The sequence below is a fragment of the Cellulomonas sp. HD19AZ1 genome (assembly GCF_004535805.1).
Lineage (GTDB): Bacteria > Actinomycetota > Actinomycetes > Actinomycetales > Cellulomonadaceae > Cellulomonas > Cellulomonas iranensis.
In genome coordinates, this window is sequence record NZ_SPHX01000004.1 from 53,330 (window position 1) to 75,365 (window position 22,036).

Here is a 22,036-nt window from a genome sequence, read left to right on the forward strand (position 1 = left end):
GACGTCAGCGCGGGGCGTGCTCCGCGGCGACCTCGAGGAAGATGTCGGTCGCCTCCTTCTCGCCGACGCTCACGCGCACGCCGTCCCCCGCGAACGGGCGGACGAGCACACCGGCCTGCGCGCAGCGCTCCGCGAACGTCACGGACCGGTCGCCGAGGCCGAGCCACACGAAGTTCGCCTGGCTGTCGGGCACGTCCCAGCCCTGCGCGCGCAGCCCGTCGAGCAGGCGCTCGCGCTCGGCGACGACGGCCTCGACGCGCGTGAGCAGCTCGCCCTCGGCGCGCAGCGACGCGAGCGCCGCGAGCTGGGCGACGTGCGAGACCCCGAACGGCGTGGACGCGGTACGGATGCCGGCGGCGATGCGCGGGCGCGCGACGGCGTAGCCGACGCGCAGGCCCGCGAGCCCGTACGCCTTGGAGAACGTGCGCAGCACGACGACGTTGGGGTGCTCGGCGAGCAGCGCGACCGCGTCGGGCGCCTGCGCGTCGCGCACGAACTCGACGTACGCCTCGTCGAGGACCACGAGCACGTCACCCGGGACGGCGGCGAGGAAGTCGCGCAGCTCGGCGTCCCGCACGGCCGGGCCGGTGGGGTTGTTGGGGGTGCAGACGAGCACGACGCGCGTGCGGCGCGTGACGGCGGCGGCCATGGCGGGCAGGTCGAGCCGGCCGTCGGCGTGCACGGGCACCCGCACCTGCTGCGCGTGCGCGAGCGTCACGGCGATGGGGTACGCCTCGAACGACCGCCACGGCAGCACGACCTCGTCGCCCGCCTCGCACACGGCCGCGAGCACGTGCCCCAGCACCGCGACCGAGCCGGTGCCCGTGACGACCTGCTCGGGCGTCACGCCCAGGCGGTGCGCGACGGCCTCGGTGAGCTCGGTCGCGAACATGTCGGGGTAGCGGTTGACGTCGACCGCACCGTCCGCGATCGCGGCGACCACCGACGGCAGCGGCGGGTACGGGTTCTCGTTCGACGACAGCTTGAACGCGGCCGCACCGACGGCGGCGCGTGCGCCGGGGACGTAGGCGGGGACGTCGGCGATGGCACGGCGGAGGGGGACGCGGCTCACGGGGCCATGGTGCCACCGGTGGGCCGGGACCCCTGCGGACGTCCCAGCGGACGTCCCCGGTGCCGTGCACGGGTGCGGACGGGCCGGACCTGGCAGGATCGACGCATGGGATTCGTCGCGCGCGTGCTGGTGAACGGGGTCGCCATCTGGCTGGCGACCGTCCTGCTGTCGGGCCTGGAGATCGTGGGCGGGCAGACGACCGCGGAGAAGGTCGGCATCATCCTGCTGATCGCGCTCGTGTTCGGGCTGGTCAACGCGATCGTCAAGCCGATCGTCGCCGTCCTGTCCATCCCGCTGTACATCCTCACGCTGGGGCTCTTCACGCTGGTGGTGAACGCGCTCATGCTCATGCTGACCGCGTGGATCACGGAGCAGACGTCGTGGGGCCTGCGGATCGACAACTTCGGCACGGCCGTGATCGGGGCGCTCATCGTCTCGGTCGTGAGCTTCGTGCTCTCGGGCCTCACGGGTTCGAAGCGCTGACGTCGGCCGGCTCCGGCCGGCGGAGGAACCCCTCGGGCACCGGGACGATCGGCCGCGCCCCGAACCAGTCCTCGAAGCCCTCGGGCGGCGGCACGCGCCGGTCCGGCGTCGGTGCGGGGGTCCGCGCGGGACCGGGGGCCGGCTCGGCCCGGACGGGGGGCGGCTCGCACGCCTCCAGCGGGTCCGTCGTCACGGTGTACTGACGCGTCGTGGCGGCGGCGGGCGTGCCGTCGGCGCCGAGCACGTCGCGCAGCGCGGCGCGGACGGGGTCGTCGGTCGGCAGGTCGCCGATCTCCTCGTCGACCATCGCGGCCGTGCCGACGTAGCCGCTGACCGCGTGCGCCTCGCTGAACGACGGCGCGGGCGGGCCGCCCGTGGCGGCGAGGTCCCGCACGACCGACAGCGTGCCCGGGCCGCCGCGCTCGCCGACGATCCCGTCGAGCAGCGTGACCGCGTCCTCGCGGTGCCGGACCGCGACGACCGCGACGCCGGGCGGCGCGACGGCCGGCACGTCGGGCGAGCCCGCCGTCACGACGAGCCGGACCGCGTACCTGCTCGCGGCCGCGGCCGCGACGGTCGTCGCGACCATGCCGCCCTGGCTGTGCCCGACGAGCGCGACCGGTTCGTCGGCGCCGACCCCCGCCGCGGCCATCGCGTCGAGCACCGCGCCCGTCATGACGTCGGGGACGCCGCCCTCCAGCGCGAGGTTGGTGCCGTTGTCGGTGGGCACGTCGCTCGCGAGGCCCGCGGCGCGTGTGCCGGGGATCGCGACGACCCACGCGACGGACCCGTCGGCGCGCTCGAGCCGCTGCACCGTGACGGTCGCGAGGGGCGTGCCGGGTTCACCGGTCTCGGTGTCCTCGTCGTAGGTCCGTGCGACCAGGTCGACCATCCCCGCGAGACCGTCGGGCGCCGGGAGGTCCGGCGGGTCCGCGCGCGGCACGAGGCGCACGTCCCGCGAGGGCAGCAGACCGGCGACGTGCGCCGTGAAGCGCCGCACCGGGTCCAGGTGCCGCGGGCCGGCGCCCACGAGCGTGCCGAGCGCGCCGCCGAGCAGCTGCAGCACGAGGCCCGCGCGGCCGTCGGCCACGATCCGCTGCGGCGTCCCGGCGAGGCGGGCCGCGAAGTCCACGCGACCCCGCGGCGCGACGGTCCCCCACGGGTCGCGGAGCAGGTCCCGCGCCTCGGCCAGCAGCACGTCGCCGAGCGCGGTGGCGATCGCGACGCCGCCGAGCATGCCCGCGCCCGGCACTCCCGCGGCCGACCCGAACGCCCCGATGAACCCACGCCAGTGCGCCTGCGCGTCGGTCTCCGCGAGGCTGTACGCGTGCGCGGCGTCGACCGTGCGCGACGCGAGCTCCCGCACGTCGTGCGCGAGCGCCGCCGGCCCGTGCAGGGCGCGGCGCAGCGTCGCGAGCGCGTCGTGCAGCACCTGCACCTCGGGCACCGGGGACGCGAGCACCGGCGACCGGACGACCGTCGACCCGAGGCGCTGGTCGGCGGCGTCCAGCCCGTCGGCGGCGGCCCGCAGGTCACGCGCGGAGCCCAGGAGCTCGTCGGCGTCGACCAGAACGCGCCCGTCCCGGCCGATGGTCAACGACCTGCCCTCGCGCACGGCCCCGCTCACCGCCCGGCCAGCGCGCTCGCGAGGCCCACGGGCCGCCCCGGGACGCACTGCATCTCGGCGCGGCGCGCGACCTCCAGCACCCCGTCCGCGGCGTCGAGGGCCTCGTCGCAGCGTCGCAGCGCCGTGAGGAGGTCGCCGCGGCGGCGGTCCGCCGCGTCCGCGGCCGTGCCCGTCCACGTGACCGCGCGCGATCGCAGCACGGCTGCCCGCGCGGACGCGACCTGCGCCCTGACGTCCGCGAGCGCGGACCCGATGACCGACGACGACATGCGCAGGACGCTAGGGACACGGCTGCGCCGGCAGGCCTGTGCTCGCGCGATCTGGGGAGCACCGGCCCACGAGCCCGCCTGGGGTCACGTCGCCGCTCCCCGGGGGACGACGTCGTCCGGGCCGCGCCACGACGGCCCCGCACGGTGCCGGCGGCCGTGCGGCGCCCGCGCCTGCCCGGGCCCGGGCCCGCGCGCTACGGCTGCGCGCGCCACCACGGGCGCTCGGGCCGCGCGAGCGCGAGCGACGTCAGCACCAGCACCACCACGAGCCCCGCGACGCGCCACCCGCTGCCGCCGCCCGACCCGGCGACCGCGCCCGCGACCAGCGCGAGCGCCTGCGCACTCGCCTGCGCGGCGAGGGCCGCACGCAGGTCGGTGCGCAGCACCGCGACCTCGACGCGCGTGCGCCACCCCGTGAGCGCGACGACCGGCGCCAGGCGCAGCACCACGTGGACCAGCAGCACGAGCCCGGCCAGCACGAGCGGCGGCGCGGGGTCGTGCACCACGAGCCACGCCCCCAGCAGGAGCAGCAGCACGGCGGCCGACGGCAGCCGCGGCACCACGGCGGGCGCGACGCCCACCGCGAGCAGCACGACCAGCCCACCGGTACCGGGCGAAAGACCGGGCGCACCCTGCGCGACCAGCACCGCTCCCGCACCCGCGAGCGCGAGCACGACCCGCAGCACGGCGGCCGGCACGGTCGGCCGCGTGCGCACCTCGACCTCGGGCGGCCCGCCGCGGCCGCGCGGGGTGCGTGCGCCGGCGCCGAGCCGGTCCAGCACCCACGCGCCGACGCCCTCGGTGCGCAGCAGCCCGCTCACCCCGGAACCCCCGCCCCGGCGCGCCGCTGCCCGCGGCGCGCGAGCACGCGCAGCGCGACCGCCGCGTCGTCGCGCCACGTCACGAGCTCGACGCCCTGGTCCGCGAGCTCGGCCATCCGGTCGGTCCGCGTGAGGGTCGCGATGCGCAGCGCGAGCCGCTCGCGGTCGTACAGGCCGGACGTGCGCAGCCGCGGCAGCACGTCGACGCCGACGACGCGGTGCCCGGCGGCCCGCCAGCGGGCCGCGACGCGCGCCGACTCGTCGTCGAGGAACGTCGAGAACACGACGACGAGCGCACCCGACGGCAGGCGCGGCGGACGCAGCCGCTCGGCGGGCGCCCCCTCGGGCGCGGTGAGCGCGAGCGCGTGGCGGATCCTGTCGAGCTGCCGCCGCCCGCCGCCCGGCGCCACGGGCCTGCGGCGCACCCCCAGGTCGTCGAGCCCGACGCGGTCGCCGCGGTCGAGGTAGGCGCGCGCGACGGCTGCAGCGGCCTGCCGGGCGCGGTCGAGCGACGTCGCGTCCTGCGGGTGCGGCGCGAGCGAGCCGCGCCACGTGCGGGGGTCGGGCCCGACGTCGTCGCGCGAGTCGACGACGAGCACGACGACCGCCTCGGCGAGCGCGTGCTCGCGCCGCACGTACAGCTCGCGCAGGTCGGGCGAGCGCCGCGCCGTGACGCGCCAGTCGATGCGGCGCAGCCGGTCGCCGGGCGCCCACGGGTGCACGTCCCGCAGGTCGCCGCCCTCGCCGGGGCGGCGCGACGGGTGGGGGCCCGTGAGCCCGCGCAGGCGTGGCGGCAGCGGCACCTCCAGCAGGGGCGCGGTCGCGGGCAGCACAGTCGTGCGACGCGTGACCCGCGGGGTCGGCTCGGCGAGCGACGCGCCGTCGGGCCCGGCGCCCTGCACGTCGGCCGACGCGACCTCCTGCGGGCCCGTGCGGACCGTGCGGGCCACGACCGGCAGCCGCCGCGTGCCGTCGACGCGCACCAGCACGTCGACGCCGTCGCGGCCCTCGCGCCCCACCGCGACGGTCGCCCACGGGCCCGGGCCCTCGACGCGCAGCGTCGCGCGCAGCCGGCCCGCCGTGCCGTCGGCGTCGTCGTCGGTCACGCCCGGTCCCTCGAACGTGGCCGTCACGCCGCCCTGAGGGCGGGCCGCGAGCGCCCGCACCGCGAGCACGAGCGGCGCGACCGCGAGCACCGCGACGTCGGGCCGCGCGAGCAGCACGCCGAGCAGCAGCAGGAGCAGCGCGGCCGCCGACGCGCACGTCGTCGCGAGCGTGGGCGTCCACGGGCCCTGGGGCACGACGACGGGCGCGGCGTCGTCGTCGCGCCAGGTCGGCGGCCGCGCGGGCGGCCGCTCGGGCAGGCTCACGCGCGGCGCGCCGTCGTCGGCCCGGGGACCTGCGCGAGCACCTCCCGCACGACCGCCTCGGGTGCGAGCCCGGCCGCCCACGCCTGCGGCGACAGCGACAGACGGTGCGCGAGCGCGGGCACGGCGACGGCCTTGACGTCCTCGGGGGTCACGTAGTCGCGGCCGTCGAGCACCGCGAGCGCCCGCGCCACCAGCACGAGCGCCTGCGAGCCGCGCGGCGACGCCCCGACCTCGACGGCCGCGTGCGCGCGCGTGCCCGCGGCCAGGTCGACCGCGTAGGCGAGCACGTCGGGGTCGACCGTCACGGCCTCGACGCCCGCCTGCATGGCCAGCAGCGTCGCGACGTCGACCACCTGGCCGACGGGCGCGGCCTCGCGGCGCCGCTCGAGGCGCCGCGCGAGCACGTCGACCTCGGCGTCCCGCCCCGGGTACCCGACGGCCAGGCGCACCATGAACCGGTCGAGCTGCGCCTCTGGCAGGGGGTACGTGCCCTCGTACTCGACGGGGTTGGACGTCGCGACGACGTGGAACGGCGCGGGCAGCGCGTGCGTCGTGCCGTCGACGCTGACCTGCCGCTCGGCCATCGCCTCGAGCAGCGCCGACTGCGTCTTGGGGGCGGTGCGGTTGATCTCGTCGGCCAGCAGCAGGCCCGTGAACACCGGGCCGGGGCGGAACGTGAACTCCGACGTCGCCGGGTCGAACACGCTGGACCCGGTGACGTCGGACGGCAGCAGGTCGGGCGTGCACTGCACGCGGCGGAAGTCCAGGCCGAGCGCGGTCGCGAGGCTGCGCGCCGCGAGCGTCTTGCCGAGGCCCGGGACGTCCTCGAACAGCACGTGCCCGCCCGCGAGCAGCGCCGCGAGCGCGATGCGCAGCGGCTCGGCCATGCCGACGACGGCCGTGGCGACCTCGTCGAGGACGGCGCGGCCGGAGCGCGCCACGTCGGGCACGGGCAGCACGGCGGGGGTCACGGCGGGGGTCTCGGTCATCGTCGGCTCCTCGCGGCGGGCGGGTGGGGGTCGGTGCCGGGCGCGGACGCGCCCGGGGCGGGCGCGCGCTGCGCACCGAGGTCCTCGAGGACCTTCAGGGTGTGGGCCAGGTCGGCCACGGACGGCCGGGGGTGCTGCACCTGCGTGAGCGTGGTGCGGGCCCGCGCGCCGATCAGCGCGAGCACGGCGTCGGCGTCGGCCGGGTCGGACAGGTCCAGTCCGTGCCGCGCGAGCCGCCGCGCCCCGGCCTCGCGCAGGCGGCGCAGCGCGCGCTCCCCCGCGCGGCCGTCGCGGCTCTGCATGGTCCACGCGGTCTCGGCGATCTCGCCGCGCGCGCCGTCGCTGCGCTGCGCCGTGCCGCGCGCCGCGCGGGGCTCGACGCGGGCGTCGAGCCGCTGCAGCACCGCGACGGCCGCGGCCACCGCGAGCCCGACGACGCCCGCCGGGACCGGGTGCGAGCCGAGCGCCCACGTGAGCAGCGCGACCAGCACGCCGACGACCGCGGGGCGCAGGACCGCGCCGCGCGCGTCCGCGAGCGCGTCGCGCAGACGGTCCCGGGCGGGTGGGCGGCTCACGTCGGCGTCCCGTCGTCGGGCGCGCCGGGGCGCGCGTCACCCGGTGCACCGTCGGCCGACCCGTCGCCGCCGGACCCGCCCGCGCCGCCCGGCCGTCCGGCGCCGTCGCCCCGCAGGACGAGCCCCTGCGCGACCGTCTCGAGCAGGTCCCGCGCGCGCCGCACGTCGTCGGACGTCACGGGGTGCGAGCCGAAGCGCGCCGCGAGGTACAGGCCCAGCAGCGCGCGCGTCGCGGCCGGGTCGGCGCGCGTCGCGCCGAGCACCGCGACCGCGAACTCGCTCGCGGTCTGCGCGCGGTCCCGCTCGACGCCGGTGCGCGCGGCGGCCGTCTCGACCGCGACCCACGCCGCGACCACGGCGTCACCGGGCGGCACGTCCTCCTCGAGCGCGCGCGTCGCCGTCGCGACGCCCTCGCGGAGCGCCGCGACGCCCGACTCGGTGAGCTCCCCCGTCTCGCCGTCGCCGAGCGGCTCGTCGTCCTCGTCGTCGCGGCGGTCGAACCGCCAGCCGCGCGCGAGCTGCCGCCCCACCAGCACCAGCACCGTGACCACCGCGAGCAGCGCGACCGCCTGCACGGCGCGCAGCAGCCACGGCAGCCACGCGGGCGGCTCGGGCGTCTCCTGCGTGCCGTCCGCGAGCTCGGGCGCCTCCGTGACCTCGGGCGGCGGGGGCGGCGTGAACGTCGCGACCGGCACGTCCACGCGGCGCGCCTGCAGGTCGAGCGGGCCGGACAGCGCCGCACCGAGCACCCCGACGACCACGAGCAGCGCGGCCAGCGCCGTGACCACGCTCGCGCGGCGGGTGGGCACGGGCAGGACCTCCGGACGACGACGGCGGGGCGGACGTGCCGGTCAGGCTAGCGTCCTGCACCGACGCGGGGGTGGCGTCGCGTCCGGTTGCTAGCCTCGCCCGGTGATGCGGTGGGCCCGGTGAGCGACGTCCTGGACGCGCTGCGTCGTCACCCCGACGTCGAGGCGGAGAACCTGCACGCGGTCGACGCGACCGACCGGCTGCTGCTCGACGAGGCGGCGCCGCTGCTCGTGGGTGCACCCGCCGGGAGCGTCGTGGTGATCGGTGACCGGTACGGCGCGCTGACCCTGGGCGCGGTCGCCCGGCACGGGATCAGCGGCGTGCGCGTGCACCAGGACCGGCTGACGGGTGAGCGTGCGCTGCACGCCAACGCCGAGCGCCTGGGGCTGGGCGGCTTCACGTCGCACGGGCTGACGCCGGACCTCGTGGCGGGTGCGCGGGTCGTGCTGCTGCAGCTGCCACGCGCGCTCGACGCCCTGGACGAGGTCGCGGCGCTGGTCGCCGAGCACGCGCACCCCGGCGTCGTGGTCGTGGCGGGCGGGCGCGTCAAGCACATGACGACGGCCATGAACGACGTGCTCGCGCGGCACCTGGCCCGGGTCGAGGCGCGGCTCGCGCGGCAGAAGTCCCGCGCGATCGTCGCGTCGTCGCCGCGCCCCGCCGCCGAGCAGCCCGCGCGCCGCTGGCCCGAGCGCGCCGAGCACCCCGACCTCGGCCTGGTCGTCTGCGCGCACGGCGGCGCGTTCGCGGGTACCGGCGTCGACATCGGCACGCGCGCGCTGCTGCGGCACCTCGACGCGGTGCCGACGACCACCGGGACGGCCGTCGACCTCGGCTGCGGCACGGGGGTGCTGGCCGTCGCGCTCGCCCGCCTGCGCCCCGGCCTCGACGTCGTGGCGACCGACGAGTCCGCCGCCGCCGTCGCGTCCGCCCGCGCCACCGCCGACGCGAACGACGTCACCGACCGAGTGCGTGTCACGCGCGCCGCCGGCGCCGACGACCTGCCCGACGCGAGCGTCGACCTCGTCCTGCTCAACCCGCCGTTCCACGTCGGCGCGACCATCGCCCCCCAGGTCGCCCACGACCTGTTCGCCCAGGCCGCGCGCGTGCTGCGCCCCGGCGGCGAGCTGTGGGCCGTGTGGAACTCCCACCTGCGGTACCGGCCCGTGCTCGAACGAGTCGTCGGGCCGACGCGGCAGGTCGGGCGGGACCCGAAGTTCACCGTGACGGCGTCGGTGCGTCGCTGAGCTGGGCAACCTTCTCCACAGGCGGGCCATGAACCGCCTGACCACGGAAACGTACGCGGCACACGTAAACAGGAGTCCGCGCAAGGCACCACCATCACCTCGGCTGCCCCCTTGCAGATCGGCGCCGAAGTCACCGAAGCGACCTAGCCGCGGCTTGCTCGAGTGGCAGCTCTGTTGGCGGCAATGTTGCGAATTCTCTTGGTGCGACCGTCTTTCGCGAGCGCCATCAGGACGTCGCGCCGGGGAGAGTTTTCTGCCACCCTGATCTGCAACCAGTTGGACCCGTCAAGAACGGCTGCAACATAAGAGGTGCCTCCATCTTCAAAACCCGCCACCCCGCGTAACAGCAAGATCTCGCGCAACCTCTTCTTTAGGAAGTCCATGGCCGAGGGTGGCGCTACGTCAAGCCATCTCTCTCCTGCCTCAGGCGAAGCCTTGTATATCGCCTCCGCGAGGACATCGCTCACGACGAGGTCGTCCGGCTCGCCGCGCAGCAATGCGCGGAGCCTGTCGTCGTCCACTCCGTTCCGGAGTGCCGATCGATAGAGGTCGAGACGATCGTGCTCATCGCTCCAATCGCGAGCCGGCACTTGACCCACGAGACGAGCAAGAGCATCGAGATCCGCGAACTCCGTACCGCTCACCCCAGCCTCCTGTACGCTCTCATGTATCGCTTCACAGCTTTGCGAATAGCCTTTATGTTGTCCCCGACAACCTGACGTTGGTGGGCGCTCAGCTCTGGCGAGCGGGCGATGGGTTTTCCGTTTTGTCCAATCTTGGTTCTCGGACCACGTCCTTCGACATGCGCGTGTGCTGGCCCGTGGTCCCGGGTCCGGATCGTGACCCGCACACCGCGGTCATTGACGATTGTCCCTGACGATCCCACGGGACACGAGGCCGCGTTGTGGACCAGCTGGTCAGCCTGCGCAGGATCAGCCGTGACGTAGTAGGTGTGCTCACCCGCGACGTGCAGGTTGTGGACGGTCTGGTCCTGGAACCACCCCAGGTCCGTGGTCTGCACGAGCGTACGCACGGCGCCGTCCGACGCGAGCGTCGTGTCGCCGACGACCAGTTCCCCGGCTGCGACCCACCCGGCGTCACGCACCCAGTACGGGTGGTTGTCGGTCGCGACGACAGCCTCGACGTCGCCGTCGAACCGCAGCGCCACGAGGTGCTTGTCCCCCGTCGACGTCAACGGGGTGATGACCGCCTCGGCCGACGTCTGGCCCGTCTGAGGATCACCAGCCAGGACGAGGTCTCCGACCTGCAGGTCCTCGATGGTCGTCAACGACCCGTCGGCCATCCGTACCAACGTGCCCGGGACGAACGAGCACGCACGACCCGCGACCCGTTTGACCGTGTCGACGACGCGCTTCGCCCGCTGGCCCAGCTTGGCCGACACGGACGTCGCCTTGAAGGCCGCACGGACACCCAGGCCCGCGCCCACGAGCGAGGCCGCGGCCGTGACCCCCATCTCCAGGGCCTTGCCCTTGTTGCCGTTCGCCGCGTACGCGACCGCCGACACCGCGGCCGACGCCGCACCGATCGGCCCGGGGATCATCGAGGCGACCTCCCCGACGGCCGCCACGACACCCAGCACCTTGCCCCAGGCGATCGTCCCGCCCAGGTCCGTGCAGTTCACCGGGTCCGCGTTGCAGTAGTCGTACGCGCCGGCCGACCCACCCGGTACCGGGTCGACCTGCAGGAACCGCCCGATCGCCGGGTGGTACAGCCGCACCCCCATCAGCAGCACGCCCGCCGGCGTGTCCGCCGACCGCTGCGCCGCACCCAGCCACCCGTACCGCGCCGGCGGTGCGTTCGACGACGCCGCGCCGCTCATCGGCACCGGGTTCCCGAACTCGTCGAACGACGACAACCGCAGCGCCGACCACGACGCCGCCGACGCACCGTCGTCCACCGGCAGGGTCCCGACCACGTCGCCGTGCAGGTCCACGATCTGCAGCACCCGCCCGCCCGCGGCACCGGTCTGCACGGCGACCTGCCCGTCAGCGCCCTCGACCCACCGGGTCACCTCGTCGGGGCGGGTCGCGTCCTCCACGATCCACCCCGGCTCGTCGCCGTCGCCGTCGTAGTGCACGACCTGCTCGGTCGAGGCCGCCCACTGGTCGTTCACCCACGCCCACGTGCGCTGCGTCGAGAACCGCTGCAACGGGTCCAGCGTCCACGCGGCCTTCTCGGCGCCCGGCACCTCCTGCGTCGCCACCAGGTCGTTGACGAAGTACCCGGTCGTCGCCACACCGGCGCCGTCGGCCGTCGGCATCGCGGTGGTCCGGCCGAACGCGTCGTACGCCCACGCCTGGCCGTTGCCGCCCGACGTCGACACCAGCCGGTCCGCCGAGTCGTACGTCGACGTCGCGGTGGTCGCTCCGGTGGCCCCGGGGCAGGCCGCCCCCGCCGCCGCGGTGGCCGTCGAGAACGACGTGCGGTTCGAGTGCGCGTCGTAGCCGTACCGGCGCGACGTGCACGGTGCGCCCACCGCGCCGACGTCGTCCACCGAGGCCAGGCGGGCGTACCGGTCGTAGCCGTACGTCCGCTCACCCGTGGTCGACGTGTGGCGCACCCACTGGCCCCGGTGGTTCTCGACGACCGAGTCCTGCCAGATCACCGCGCCGTCGGAGTCACGCGTGTACGTCCGGGACACGGGCACCCGCGCCGCGTCGTACCCGAAGGTCATGGTCACGCCGCCCGGCAGCGTCTGGCGTTCCAGCTGGCCGTCCGGCCCCCACGTGGGTACCACGGCACCACCGACCGAGTCGGTGATCCGCGTGACGTACCCGCGCGGGTCGGCCGTCCGGTCGTACTCGTACCCGCGGGTCGTGCCGATCGAGTCGGTGACCTTCACGGGCTGGCCGTACCGGTCGTACTGCGTCGCGGTCCAGCCGCCCTGCGCGTCGGTGTACTTCACGAGCCGGCCGAGCGCGTCGTACTCCTTGGCGACCGCAGCCGTCGGCGTGCCCGCGGCGTCGACCGTCGCGTTGGCCACGACGTCGCCGGTCTGCGGGTCGTACGTCGTGGTCGTCCGGGCCACCGCCGTACCCGCGCCGGCGCCGCCCGAGATCTCGACCGCCGTGACCCGGTCGGCCGCGTCGACGACCGTCCGCGTCTGCCGCGTCTGGCCGTTGGCGGCCTCGGTCGTGAGGGTCGCGGTGCCGAAACGGTTGTACTCGGTGACCCGCTTCTCGGTGAGCTGGCCCGGCATGCGCGTCGCGTCGTGCCCCGTGACGGCGCCCGCGTAGCGCGTGACGCACGGCTGCCCGGCCCACTCCGGCCGGTTGCGGCACGCGGCGTCGGCCGCCGAGCCGTCGGCGGTGTAGAGCACGGAACGCACCGTGCCGGCGTCGGCTCCGGACGAGCCCGGCTTCGACGACGAGAGCACCCGCCCGCGCACGTCGTAGATCGTCGTCGCACGCAGCGGCGCCGGTCCGTCGGCGTCGACCGTGACGCTCGTCGGCTGCTTGTGCACCCAGCCCGACGTCGGCCCCGTGACCGCCGCGCCCGCCTCCAGCGGGTCGTACCCGTAGGTGGTCAGGGCGCCGTCGAGGAAGTCGACCGTGCGCACGTCGGCGCCCAGGGCGACCGTGCCCGACCGCTCACGCGTCGTGAGCTGCGACGCGACGACCGTCGCCGGGCGACCCTCGTCGTAGCCGTACCGCGTCGCCGCGTGCGCGGTGACCGTCGCATTGGGGTCGTTGCCGACCGCGAGCCGCTGGGCGGGACCACGGGTCGCGTGCACCGCCAGGTCGTCCGGCGTGTAGTACGTCCGGGTGTCCAGGACCTGCGCGATCGTCGCCGACGACCCTGTGATCCCCCACGAGCCGAGCTGCGACGACTCGGGGAGCTTCCCGAGCGCGACCAGCCGGTTGGTCGCGTCGAGGGTCCTGACCACGCGTCCCTTGCCGTCGTACTCGGTCGTGTCGACGAAGCCCTCGACCGGGGCTCCCGCACCGGCCGGCGAGGCCGTGTTGACCTCGTTGCCCGAGGCGTTGAGGTAGTGCACGGTCGCGGCACGGTAGCCGTCACGGCCCGGGACGGACGCCGTCGCGGTCGTCACCGTCGGCGGCTCCTGCGGCGGGAACACCGCCGTCGCGTCCGTGGGGCCGTCCTGCTGCGCCCACGTCGCCAGCGCGGCCGGCCCCAGGTCGTACGGCCCCCCGGCGCCGCGCGTCAGCGGCACGCCGTAGACCACGGTCGTCGTGTTGTCCGGACCGGCCTCGGTCCGCGACCCCGGCACGAGGCTCTCGCGCGTCGCCGTGAGCAGCCGGCCGCCGCCCGCGTCGACCCAGTCGCCGGCGCCCGTGCGCTGCGCACCGCCCGGGCCGTAGGTGTACCGGTAGGGCTTCTCGCCGGGCGCCCCCACCGAGGCGAGTCGTCCCGTCGCGTCGTACGTGTACGTCGTGACGAGCGCGGGAGCGATGCGCGGGTCGGACACCTGACGCAGCCGCCCCAGCGAGTCGTAGGCGTAGGCGGCGATCGCCGTGCGCGTGCTGGCCTTGCCCGGCTCCGCGGACCAGAGGTACGCCGCACGCACCTGGTTCGCGACGTCGCCGAACGTCGCGCCCACCGCGGTCGTCGCCGTCGCGTACTCCAGCTCCACGACCTTGCAGCCGGCGGCCGGCACGGCGGCCTCGCAGCCCGACACCCCGGGCTCGCGCGGCGCGATGATGCGCTCGAGCCGGCCCGGCCCCGTCGCCGACGTCGCGTAGACGTACCGCGCCTCGGTCTCCGCGACCGCGCTGGACGACTGCGCGATCGCGTAGTCGCCCGACGACCCCGGGCGCGTGAACAGGCTGAAGGTCCCGTCGAGCTCGGTGAGGCGCCAGCCGTTGCCCTCGGGGCGCAGCGTGAGCGTCTCGGCGCCCGGCTCGGGGAACCACTTCTGCCCGTCGCCGGACGTGAACCAGATCTCGCCACCACCGGTCAGGTGGACCGCCGCGACGTCGTCGTAGGGGCGCGACACGTGCGTGTACGCCGTGCCCGACCACTCGTCGGCGGTCCCGAGCGCCCACTCCTTGCCGAACGGCGACCACGTCTCCCGGATCGAGACGTCGTCGAAGTAGACCGGCTTGGCGGTCGACGTGAAGCCGTTGTAGAGCCGCGCGAACGCCTCCGTCGCCGTCGGCGGGATCGTGACGTCGACGCTGACCCGCTCCCACTGGTCCCGCTTGGTCGGCATCGGGGTGCGCGCGCCGACGAGCGGCGGGTTGCTGTACGTGCCGTCCGCGTTGCGCCAGAAGACGTTGATGCCCAGGCCACGGGGGTTGTCGGGCGTGAGCCCGGTGGCCGCGGGGACGTACACCCACGTCGAGACGCGGTACGTGCGTCCCGCCTGCAGTCCGAGCTTGTTCGAGGAGAACGGGCCGGTGTCCGCGTACAGGGAGGCGTACGAGTCGGCGTTGCCCTTCGAGGTGACCTTGAACGACGACGTGCCGGCGTGGAACCGCGTCGTGTCGACCGCGACCGCCGCGGTGTGCTGACCGATGTCGGTCACCGCCCGCGCCTCGCGCATCGTCTCCGGGAGCCGGTCGCCGTGCAGCTGCACACCCGCACGGGACTCGCGCGAGGACGCGGTGCGCACCACCGACAGCCCGAACTCGTCGACGTCGGTGACGGACAGCGTGTGGTCGCCCGTGAGCAGGTTGACGCTGCCCGGGCCGACGTCGGCCGACGCCGCACCGTCGGCGTCGGGGTCGACCGTGAGGGTCACCCACTGCGTCTCCTGCGGAGCGGTCCCGGCGGCTGACGCCGACACCAGCGCGCGGACCTGCACCGGCCCGCCCTCGTGCCCCAGCGTCGCGCCGACGTCCCACGTCGTGTACGCGTCACCGGTGGGGAGCGCCTGCCACGTCGTGGTCCACACCCGGCCGTCCGACGTGCTGAGGTCCCCGACGGGCACCGCGGCGCGCGTCGTCGAGTCCGGGCCCCGGCGCCACTCGTAGCTGACGTAGGCGTAGCCGTCCGCCGCCTGCACGCGGATCGGCACCCGCCGCACGACCCGCGCCCCCTCCTCGGGGGCCACCACCCCGGCCAGCCCGACGTTGAAGGCGTACTTGCGCACCGGGGACGCGTTCCCCGCCCGGTCGACCGCCCTGACCTGCAGGACGTGCCGCCCGGCGGTCGCGGGCGTGACGGTGAGCGACTGGGCGGTGCCCCCGACCGCGGCCACCTTCTGGTTCGGGTCGGGCGCCTTGTCGAGCGCCCACTGGTACTCGACGATCGAGGCGTCGGCCGCGGACGGTGCCAGACGGAACACGCCCGCGGTGCCCGGTGCGCGCCGCCACCTGTTGTCGTCGGGGTAGTCGGTGGAGGTCACGAGCGGCGCGGTGGGTGCCGTCGTGTCCACGCCGAACGTGAACCTGGCGGACGGCGCGCTCTCGTGCTTCCAGTCGCTGCCGCCGACCATGAAGAAGTACGTCTCCTGGTCGACGAGAGTCCCGGCGGGCACGTCCTTGTAGGCCTGCGCGCCCGAGGTCACGAAGCCCGAGTTGCGGCCGTTGCCCCACCCCCACACGTGCGTGCCGGCGCCGCGGAAGAGGTAGAAGTTCGCGTCGACGTTCTCGCCGTCGGGGTCGCTGACCGTCGCGGAGAGCCGCGGGGTGAGCGTGTTCGTCCAGTAGACGCCGTTGTACGCGGTCGCGTTGCGGGGCGACACGTTGAGCCCCGTCGGCACGTTCGGCGTCGAGTTGTACGTGACCCACACGGACGGGATGTACGCACCGTTGTTCGCCTGGTAGACGCGCTTCCAGCCGTAGTTGTCGCGCTCGTTCTCGGCCTTGATGCCGACGTACCCCTCCTGGCCGCCGCCCGCGGCCCAGTCGCGGGCCATCGACGTGATGTCGGCGTTGATCCAGCCGTCGTCGCACGACGCCGAGTAGCCCCGCGTCTCGGACGACGTGGAGTAGTGGCCGCCCCAGCCTGGCTGGTTGTTCCACGTCGACCCCGGGCCCGCCGCGTACGTGGACCACACCTGCCAGTTGCGGGGCTGGCAGGACCACGAGTGGAACGCGAACAGCTCGAGCCGCGCGGCCAGGACGTTCCGTCCCGCGATGTGGCCGGTCGGGAAGTGGATGAACGAGCGGGCGACGTGCGCGCCGCCGTCGTACGTCCCGATCGACATGTCGGCGTGGCCCGAGCGGTCGTTCGAGTAGCCGGACAGGACGTACGTGTCGAAGCCCCAGTTGAAGTTCACGTCCGGGTCCACGACGACGGGGAACTGCGTCGCGGGGTCCTGCAGGAAGGCGTCCTGCGGCGCGAGAGCGACCTCGAGCGCACCGTCCGCGGCCGGCTCGACCTCCCGCTCCACCTCGACCGTCCCCGCGGCGGGCGGCTCGACGCCGTCCCCGACGACCGGGACGGGCGGCACGTCCGCACCGGGGTCGAGGCGCGCGGTCGACGAACCGGCCGGCTCGTGGTCGCGCGTCATGACCCACGCCGGCATCGGCGACAGCACGGGCGCGTCCGCCTGCTCCGCCGGCCTGTCCTCCGTCACGGGGTAGGCGCGGTCCTGGTCGGCCTCGGCGTCCCACATCAGCGGCACGGCAGACGTCGCCAGGACGTCCTCGCCGCGGACCACCTGCAGGCCGCCGTCGTCCGCCGCCGTGACCCGCGCGTCCCCGCTCGCCGTGACCGTCAGCGGCAGGTCGGGACGCGTCCCCGGCTCCGGACGCTCGTCGATGACGAAGAACTGCTCGAAGCCCGTGCTGGTGGCCTCGAGGACGAGGTCCACGCCCGGGCGGACGTCGGCGTAGACGGCACGACGCCCCTGCAGCTCGGGCTCCGGGAGCGGACCCTCCCAGCGGACCGCCGTGCGGGTCCCCGTCGCGGGGTCCGTCATGGCGACGAGGTCCACGCCGTCGGTGGCGTCGGACGCTCCCGCGAAGGTCAGGTCGCCGCTCTGCGCGACCGGGGCCACGGCACCGTCCTCGCCGCGCTCGAGCGTGAGGTCGACCGCCGCCCAGTCCGCCTCCTGCGTCCCGTCGCCGCCGGTGCGGACCCACACCGGGCCGGAACCGTGACCCGCGGCTCGCGTGCCGTCCGGGAGCACGAAGACCGAGCCGTACTCGGTGCGCTCGGCGAGGACCTCCACCGGGGCGTCCTCGAGCCGCGCGACCGCCGCGGCCGTGGCGGCGTCCGGAGCGGTCAGCGGCCCCGACGTCTCCGACGTCGCCGCGGGCGCGGGACCGGGCGCCGCCGGCTCCGGCGGCTGCGCCGCGACAGGAGCCGCTCCGGAGACGACGAACACCGCGGCGACGGCGAACGCGGTCACCGGGACGTGGGCCGTCCAGGACTCGGGCACTCCGAACGAGGCCAGCAGACCGGCCATGCGCACATCTCTTCCACGCACACCGGTCGCCCTCGCCAGGCCCCGGCCCCCGTCGCGAACGCCTCGCGACCAGCCGCGACGTCGCGGCTAGCGGGAACGTAGCGGCACCCCGGGGGACCGCGGGCGGGAACGGGAGGACGACGTCGCGCGCGTCATCCGAACGGCCCAACGCAGCGCGCGGCGCGGGCGGTCGGCGCGGGGCACCGGCGCCTCTGGGACACTGGCGCCATGCCGCTCGACGACGCCCCCGCGCCCCGCGTCCCCCTCGCCGACGTCACGCCGGCCATCGCCCTCGGCCCGCTCGACGGCCGCTACCGGCCGACGGTCGCGCCGCTGGTCGACCACCTGTCGGAGGCCGCGCTGAACCGCGCGCGCGTCGAGGTCGAGGTCGAGTGGGTCATCCACCTGACGTCGCACGCCGTGGTCCCGGGCGCCCCCGAGCTCGCGCCCGACGAGCAGCGGTACCTGCGGGACGTCGTCGCGACGTTCGGCGCCGCGGAGGTCGCCGAGCTCGCGGAGATCGAGCGCACGACGGTCCACGACGTCAAGGCCGTCGAGTACTTCCTCAAGCGGCGCATCGCCGCGGCGCCGGACGCGCTGCGCGCGGACACCGTGCTGCCGCAGGTCAACGAGCTCGTGCACTTCGCCCTGACCAGCGAGGACGTCAACAACCTGTCGTACGCGCTCATGGTGCGCGGCGCGGTGCGCGAGGTCTGGTTCCCGGCCGCGGTCGCGCTGACGGACGAGGTCGCGGCGCTCGCCGTCGAGCACGCCGAGGTGCCGATGCTCGCGCTCACGCACGGCCAGCCGGCGACGCCGACGACGCTCGGCAAGGAGATCGCGGTGCTCGCGCACCGCCTGCGCCGCCAGCTGCGCCGCATCGAGGGCGACGAGTACCTGGGCAAGCTCAACGGCGCGACCGGCACGTACGGCGCGCACCTCGCGGCCGTGCCGGACGCGGACTGGCAGGTCGTCTCGCGCACGTTCGTCGAGCACCTGGGCCTGACGTGGAACCCGCTCACGACGCAGATCGAGTCGCACGACTGGCAGGCCGAGCTGTACTCCGACGTCGCACGCTTCAACCGGGTGCTGCACAACCTCGCGACCGACGTGTGGACGTACATCAGCCGCGGCGTGTTCACGCAGATCCCCGTCGCGGGGGCCACGGGCTCGTCGACGATGCCGCACAAGGTCAACCCGATCCGGTTCGAGAACGCCGAGGCGAACCTCGAGATCTCGTCGGCGCTGCTCGACACGCTGGCCTCGACGCTCGTCACGAGCCGCCTGCAGCGCGACCTCACGGACTCCACGACGCAGCGCAACATCGGCCCGGCGTTCGGGCACTCGCTGCTCGCGATCGACAACGTGCGCCGCGGCCTGCGGGCGCTCGCGGTGGACCGCGCGCTGCTCGAGCGCGAGCTCGACGCGAACTGGGAGGTGCTGGGCGAGGCCGTGCAGTCGGCCATGCGCGCGGCGTCGGTCGCGGGGGTCCCCGGCATGGAGAACCCGTACGAGCGCCTCAAGGAGCTGACGCGCGGTCACCGCCTCACGGCCGAGGACATGCGGGCCTTCGTGGACGGTCTCGGGCTGCCCGCTGACGTCACCGAGCGGCTGCGTGTCATGTCCCCGGCGGCGTACACCGGGATGGCGGCACGACTGGTCGCCCACCTGGGGTAGCCGGGCCGCCCGGTCTGTCCGGTTCGGGGTCGGATCGTCCCTCGTCTGCGTCACCCGTTCGGATCATTTCTCACCTGTCAGTGGGAGCGATCCCCGTCGAGGCGCTTCGACACCTGGACATCCGCCCGGGATGGGCGCCAGAATCGTCGCCGTCGTCGGAATCCTCCCCTTCATCCGATCCGGCAAGGAAGCCCTCCCGTGACTCTCATGCAGAAGGCGATCACCCCGTCGCTGACGCAGGCGCACCTCACGCAGGGCCACGACCGCATCGCCGGTTACGTGGTCCGCGCGGAGGACGTGGCGTTCGCGACGACCCCGGCCCAGCTCTTCGAGGTGCACGGTCTCGGCTACCCCGGGTCGCCGTTCAGCCCGTACGACCGGTCCATCGACATCCTGCGGTTCGAGTCGTCGCCCCAGCTGCAGTACCGCGACGTCCCGGGCTACATCGTCCCGCTGTGGTGGCTGCGCCACTCGCGCATCCCCCCGGGCGCGGAGCTGATCCGCGTGCACGACGACGGCACGTCGACGCTGCTCGCGCGGTACGGCGACGTCGGCACGGGCTGGACCGTCACGCAGCTCGGCGCACCCCGCCCCTCGCTCGCGTCGCTGTCGCGGTGCGTCGGCCCGGTCGCCAAGTGGCACGGCGCGTACCTCGAGGCCGACGTGGTCGACGGCGGGCACACGGTCGTGCTGGCGCTCGCCAACCCGCCGCTCGCCGAGACGGGGTTCCACCAGTCGCCGTCGGGCCGGTGGTACCGCCGGGTCGCGCGCGAGGACGTCACCGAGCTGTTCGAGCTCGACCTGACGGCCCGGTGGAACGGCCTGTCGGTCCGGGTGGTCGACCAGTGGCAGGACGCGCAGCGGTACGTCGTCGCGCGGATCTCGCACCTGGGCGACGACATCGAGCGCGCGGAGCGGCTGCACCTCGAGCGCGTCGAGGCGGGCGTGTACGAGGCGATCGTCTACGCGGCCGAGCTCACCGACATCCAGACCAACCAGGTCGTCCCGCACACGTGGGCACCCGGGCCGGCGGCGCAGCAGCGGCACTGGGCTCACTCGTGACCTCGGGAACGCGTGAGAACTGGTCCGCGAAACCCCGGACACGGGGCACTCCGCTCCACTAGCATCCATGACATACCAGCACGAACCCGTGCGGCGCTGTGCCCAGCGCCCCGGTCACGGTCAGCGCGACGCCGCCTGACCCCACAGACCGCACCGGGCCTGGTCCTCCCCCCCGACCAGGCCCGGTGCGCTTTCTGCACGCAGCCGGGCTGGCGTCCGCGGCGCCGCACGACGTCACGCAGCCGCACGACGCGGAACGCGGTGACGCGCGGCACGACCGCACGACGCGCGCGGCACGACGCTCGTGCGCGAGCGTCAGCCGCGGGTCGGCACGACCGCGGGAACCTCGATGGCGGCCAGCTCGGCCAGGGCACGCGCGTAACCCGCGGCGTCGCCCGCCCGCGCCGCGGCCCGCGCCGCGACCGTGGGCCCGTGCAGCTGCGCGCGGGCCCGGCGCCGCAGCGAGCGGGCGTGCGCGTCGTCCGGGCTCGCGTCCGGCAGCGCGTCGAGGGCCGCCTCGAGCCCGCCGAGCACGCGCGTGCGCTCCGCGACGACCGCCGGGTCCCACTCGCGGACGCGCCGGTCCGCCTCGAAGTCGTCGGCGGCCCGCTCGACGACGTCGCGCGCGTGCTGCAACGCCGCGTGCTCGGCCGGAGCGTGCTCCGCGACGGACTGCAACGACACCAGCGCGACGCCCGGCAGGGTCCGCACGTCGGGGTCGACGTCGTGCCGCAGCGCCAGGTCGACCACGGTCAGCGGCCGCTGCGCGGTGCGCCGCACCGCGGCGAGCGCCTCGACCCCCAGCACGGCACCCGCCGCGCCCGAGCACGCGACCACCAGGTCCGCCTGCGCGACCTCCGCCAGCAGGTCGGCACCCGCCGGCAGCGCCGTGACGCCGCGCTGCGCCGCGAACTGCCCGGCACGGCCGCTGGGCGAGAACACGCGCACGTCGCGCACGCCGCGCGCCTTGAGCGCCGCGAGGCTCGCACCCGCGTACGAGCCGGTGCCGATGAGCACGCACCGCACGGCCTGCCAGTCGGCCCCGTCCGGTGCCTCCGCCGCCGTCTCGGGCGCGCCCGGCCCGTCGACGGCCGGCACGGCGGCGCCCGTCGCCCCGCCGCGCGGCAGCGTGCGCGCCGCCAGGTCGAGCGCGACACCCACCACCGACCGTCCCGTCGACCCGAGCCCCGTCGCGGCCTCGACCGCGCGCGACGCACGGGACGCGGCCTGGAACAGGGCCTCGAGCGTCGACGTCGTCGTGCCGTCGCGGCGTGCGGTGGTGAGCGCGCGGCGCACCTGCCCGGCGATCTCCCGCTCCCCCACGACCATCGACTCGAGCCCCGACGCGACGGCGAACAGGTGCTCGCTCGCGTCGCCGCCCACCAGGGGACGCAGGTGCTCGACCACGGCGTCGGGCGCGTAGCCGGAGCGCGCGGCCACGGCCTTCGCGACGGCGCGGCGGGCGCGCGGCGTGTGCGCGGTGTCGTCGACGTCCAGGTACAGCTCGAACCGGTTGCACGTCGCGAGCACGACGGCACCGGTCACGGCGGGGGTCGCGGCGACCACCTCCCGGCCGACTGCCTGGACGTCGGACTGCAGACGCTCGAGGACGGCGAGGTCGAGGTCGTGGTGGCTCGCGACGAGGGACAGGAGCACCACGGGGCCCGATTCAATCATCCCGGGAAAAGTCCGG

Annotated in this window: 15 protein-coding genes; 4 read left to right on the forward strand and 11 right to left on the reverse strand. The window is 75.5% G+C overall.

What is annotated here, in order from left to right; all coding sequences use genetic code 11:
• Positions 1 to 4: 4 nt before the first annotated feature.
• Positions 5 to 1,072, reverse strand: a complete 1,068-nt coding sequence (gene hisC / locus E4A51_RS08935) for a histidinol-phosphate transaminase (RefSeq protein WP_070319518.1) — start codon at positions 1,070 to 1,072, stop codon at positions 5 to 7.
• A gap of 105 nt (positions 1,073 to 1,177) precedes the next feature.
• On the opposite strand from hisC, the gene E4A51_RS08940 reads away from it, so the two are divergent.
• Positions 1,178 to 1,555 carry a phage holin family protein gene (locus E4A51_RS08940; RefSeq protein WP_046529540.1) on the forward strand — a complete coding sequence of 126 codons (378 nt, stop codon included), beginning with the start codon at positions 1,178 to 1,180 and terminating at the stop codon, positions 1,553 to 1,555.
• Here E4A51_RS08940 and E4A51_RS18325 read toward each other — a convergent pair.
• From E4A51_RS18325 to E4A51_RS08975, 7 genes are all read right to left on the reverse strand, one after another.
• On the reverse strand, positions 1,536 to 3,182 hold the full coding sequence (locus tag E4A51_RS18325) for a hypothetical protein (protein WP_167748878.1): 1,647 nt from the start codon (positions 3,180 to 3,182) through the stop codon (positions 1,536 to 1,538). The genes E4A51_RS08940 and E4A51_RS18325 overlap by 20 nt on opposite strands.
• The gene (locus E4A51_RS08950; RefSeq protein ID WP_134851530.1) at positions 3,179 to 3,451 is read right to left on the reverse strand and encodes a hypothetical protein; all 273 of its coding nucleotides are present in this window, start codon (positions 3,449 to 3,451) and stop codon (positions 3,179 to 3,181) included. The genes E4A51_RS18325 and E4A51_RS08950 overlap by 4 nt, the downstream gene beginning before the upstream one ends.
• 194 nt (positions 3,452 to 3,645) lie before the next feature.
• A complete protein-coding gene (locus E4A51_RS08955) occupies positions 3,646 to 4,272 on the reverse strand; it encodes a hypothetical protein (protein WP_134851531.1) in 627 nt (208 codons plus the stop codon).
• Positions 4,269 to 5,642 (reverse strand): DUF58 domain-containing protein, encoded by a 1,374-nt coding sequence (locus E4A51_RS08960; protein WP_134851532.1) that lies wholly within the window; start codon positions 5,640 to 5,642, stop codon positions 4,269 to 4,271. The genes E4A51_RS08955 and E4A51_RS08960 overlap by 4 nt, the downstream gene beginning before the upstream one ends.
• Positions 5,639 to 6,631 (reverse strand): MoxR family ATPase, encoded by a 993-nt coding sequence (locus E4A51_RS08965; protein WP_134851533.1) that lies wholly within the window; start codon positions 6,629 to 6,631, stop codon positions 5,639 to 5,641. The genes E4A51_RS08960 and E4A51_RS08965 overlap by 4 nt, the downstream gene beginning before the upstream one ends.
• A complete protein-coding gene (locus E4A51_RS08970; RefSeq protein WP_134851534.1) occupies positions 6,628 to 7,206 on the reverse strand; it encodes a hypothetical protein in 579 nt (192 codons plus the stop codon). The genes E4A51_RS08965 and E4A51_RS08970 overlap by 4 nt, the downstream gene beginning before the upstream one ends.
• The gene (locus E4A51_RS08975) at positions 7,203 to 8,015 is read right to left on the reverse strand and encodes a DUF4129 domain-containing protein (RefSeq protein WP_167748879.1); all 813 of its coding nucleotides are present in this window, start codon (positions 8,013 to 8,015) and stop codon (positions 7,203 to 7,205) included. The genes E4A51_RS08970 and E4A51_RS08975 overlap by 4 nt, the downstream gene beginning before the upstream one ends.
• A 120-nt stretch (positions 8,016 to 8,135) precedes the next feature.
• On the opposite strand from E4A51_RS08975, the gene E4A51_RS08980 reads away from it, so the two are divergent.
• Complete coding sequence (locus tag E4A51_RS08980) at positions 8,136 to 9,263, forward strand: class I SAM-dependent methyltransferase (protein WP_134851536.1); 1,128 nt, start codon at positions 8,136 to 8,138, stop codon at positions 9,261 to 9,263.
• Positions 9,264 to 9,406: 143 nt separating this feature from the next.
• On the opposite strand, the gene E4A51_RS08985 is transcribed toward E4A51_RS08980, so the two are convergent.
• Positions 9,407 to 9,907, reverse strand: a complete 501-nt coding sequence (locus tag E4A51_RS08985; protein ID WP_134851537.1) for a hypothetical protein — start codon at positions 9,905 to 9,907, stop codon at positions 9,407 to 9,409.
• Complete coding sequence (locus tag E4A51_RS08990) at positions 9,904 to 17,604, reverse strand: DNRLRE domain-containing protein (protein ID WP_134851538.1); 7,701 nt, start codon at positions 17,602 to 17,604, stop codon at positions 9,904 to 9,906. The genes E4A51_RS08985 and E4A51_RS08990 overlap by 4 nt, the downstream gene beginning before the upstream one ends.
• A gap of 228 nt (positions 17,605 to 17,832) precedes the next feature.
• On the opposite strand from E4A51_RS08990, the gene purB reads away from it, so the two are divergent.
• Positions 17,833 to 19,281 (forward strand): adenylosuccinate lyase, encoded by a 1,449-nt coding sequence (gene purB / locus E4A51_RS08995; protein ID WP_134851539.1) that lies wholly within the window; start codon positions 17,833 to 17,835, stop codon positions 19,279 to 19,281.
• A 207-nt stretch (positions 19,282 to 19,488) separates the two neighbouring features.
• Positions 19,489 to 20,343, forward strand: a complete 855-nt coding sequence (locus E4A51_RS09000; protein WP_233421109.1) for a hypothetical protein — start codon at positions 19,489 to 19,491, stop codon at positions 20,341 to 20,343.
• A gap of 315 nt (positions 20,344 to 20,658) precedes the next feature.
• Here E4A51_RS09000 and E4A51_RS09005 read toward each other — a convergent pair whose 3' ends face one another.
• The gene (locus E4A51_RS09005; RefSeq protein WP_070319533.1) at positions 20,659 to 22,002 is read right to left on the reverse strand and encodes a glutamyl-tRNA reductase; all 1,344 of its coding nucleotides are present in this window, start codon (positions 22,000 to 22,002) and stop codon (positions 20,659 to 20,661) included.
• Positions 22,003 to 22,036 lie beyond the last annotated feature (34 nt).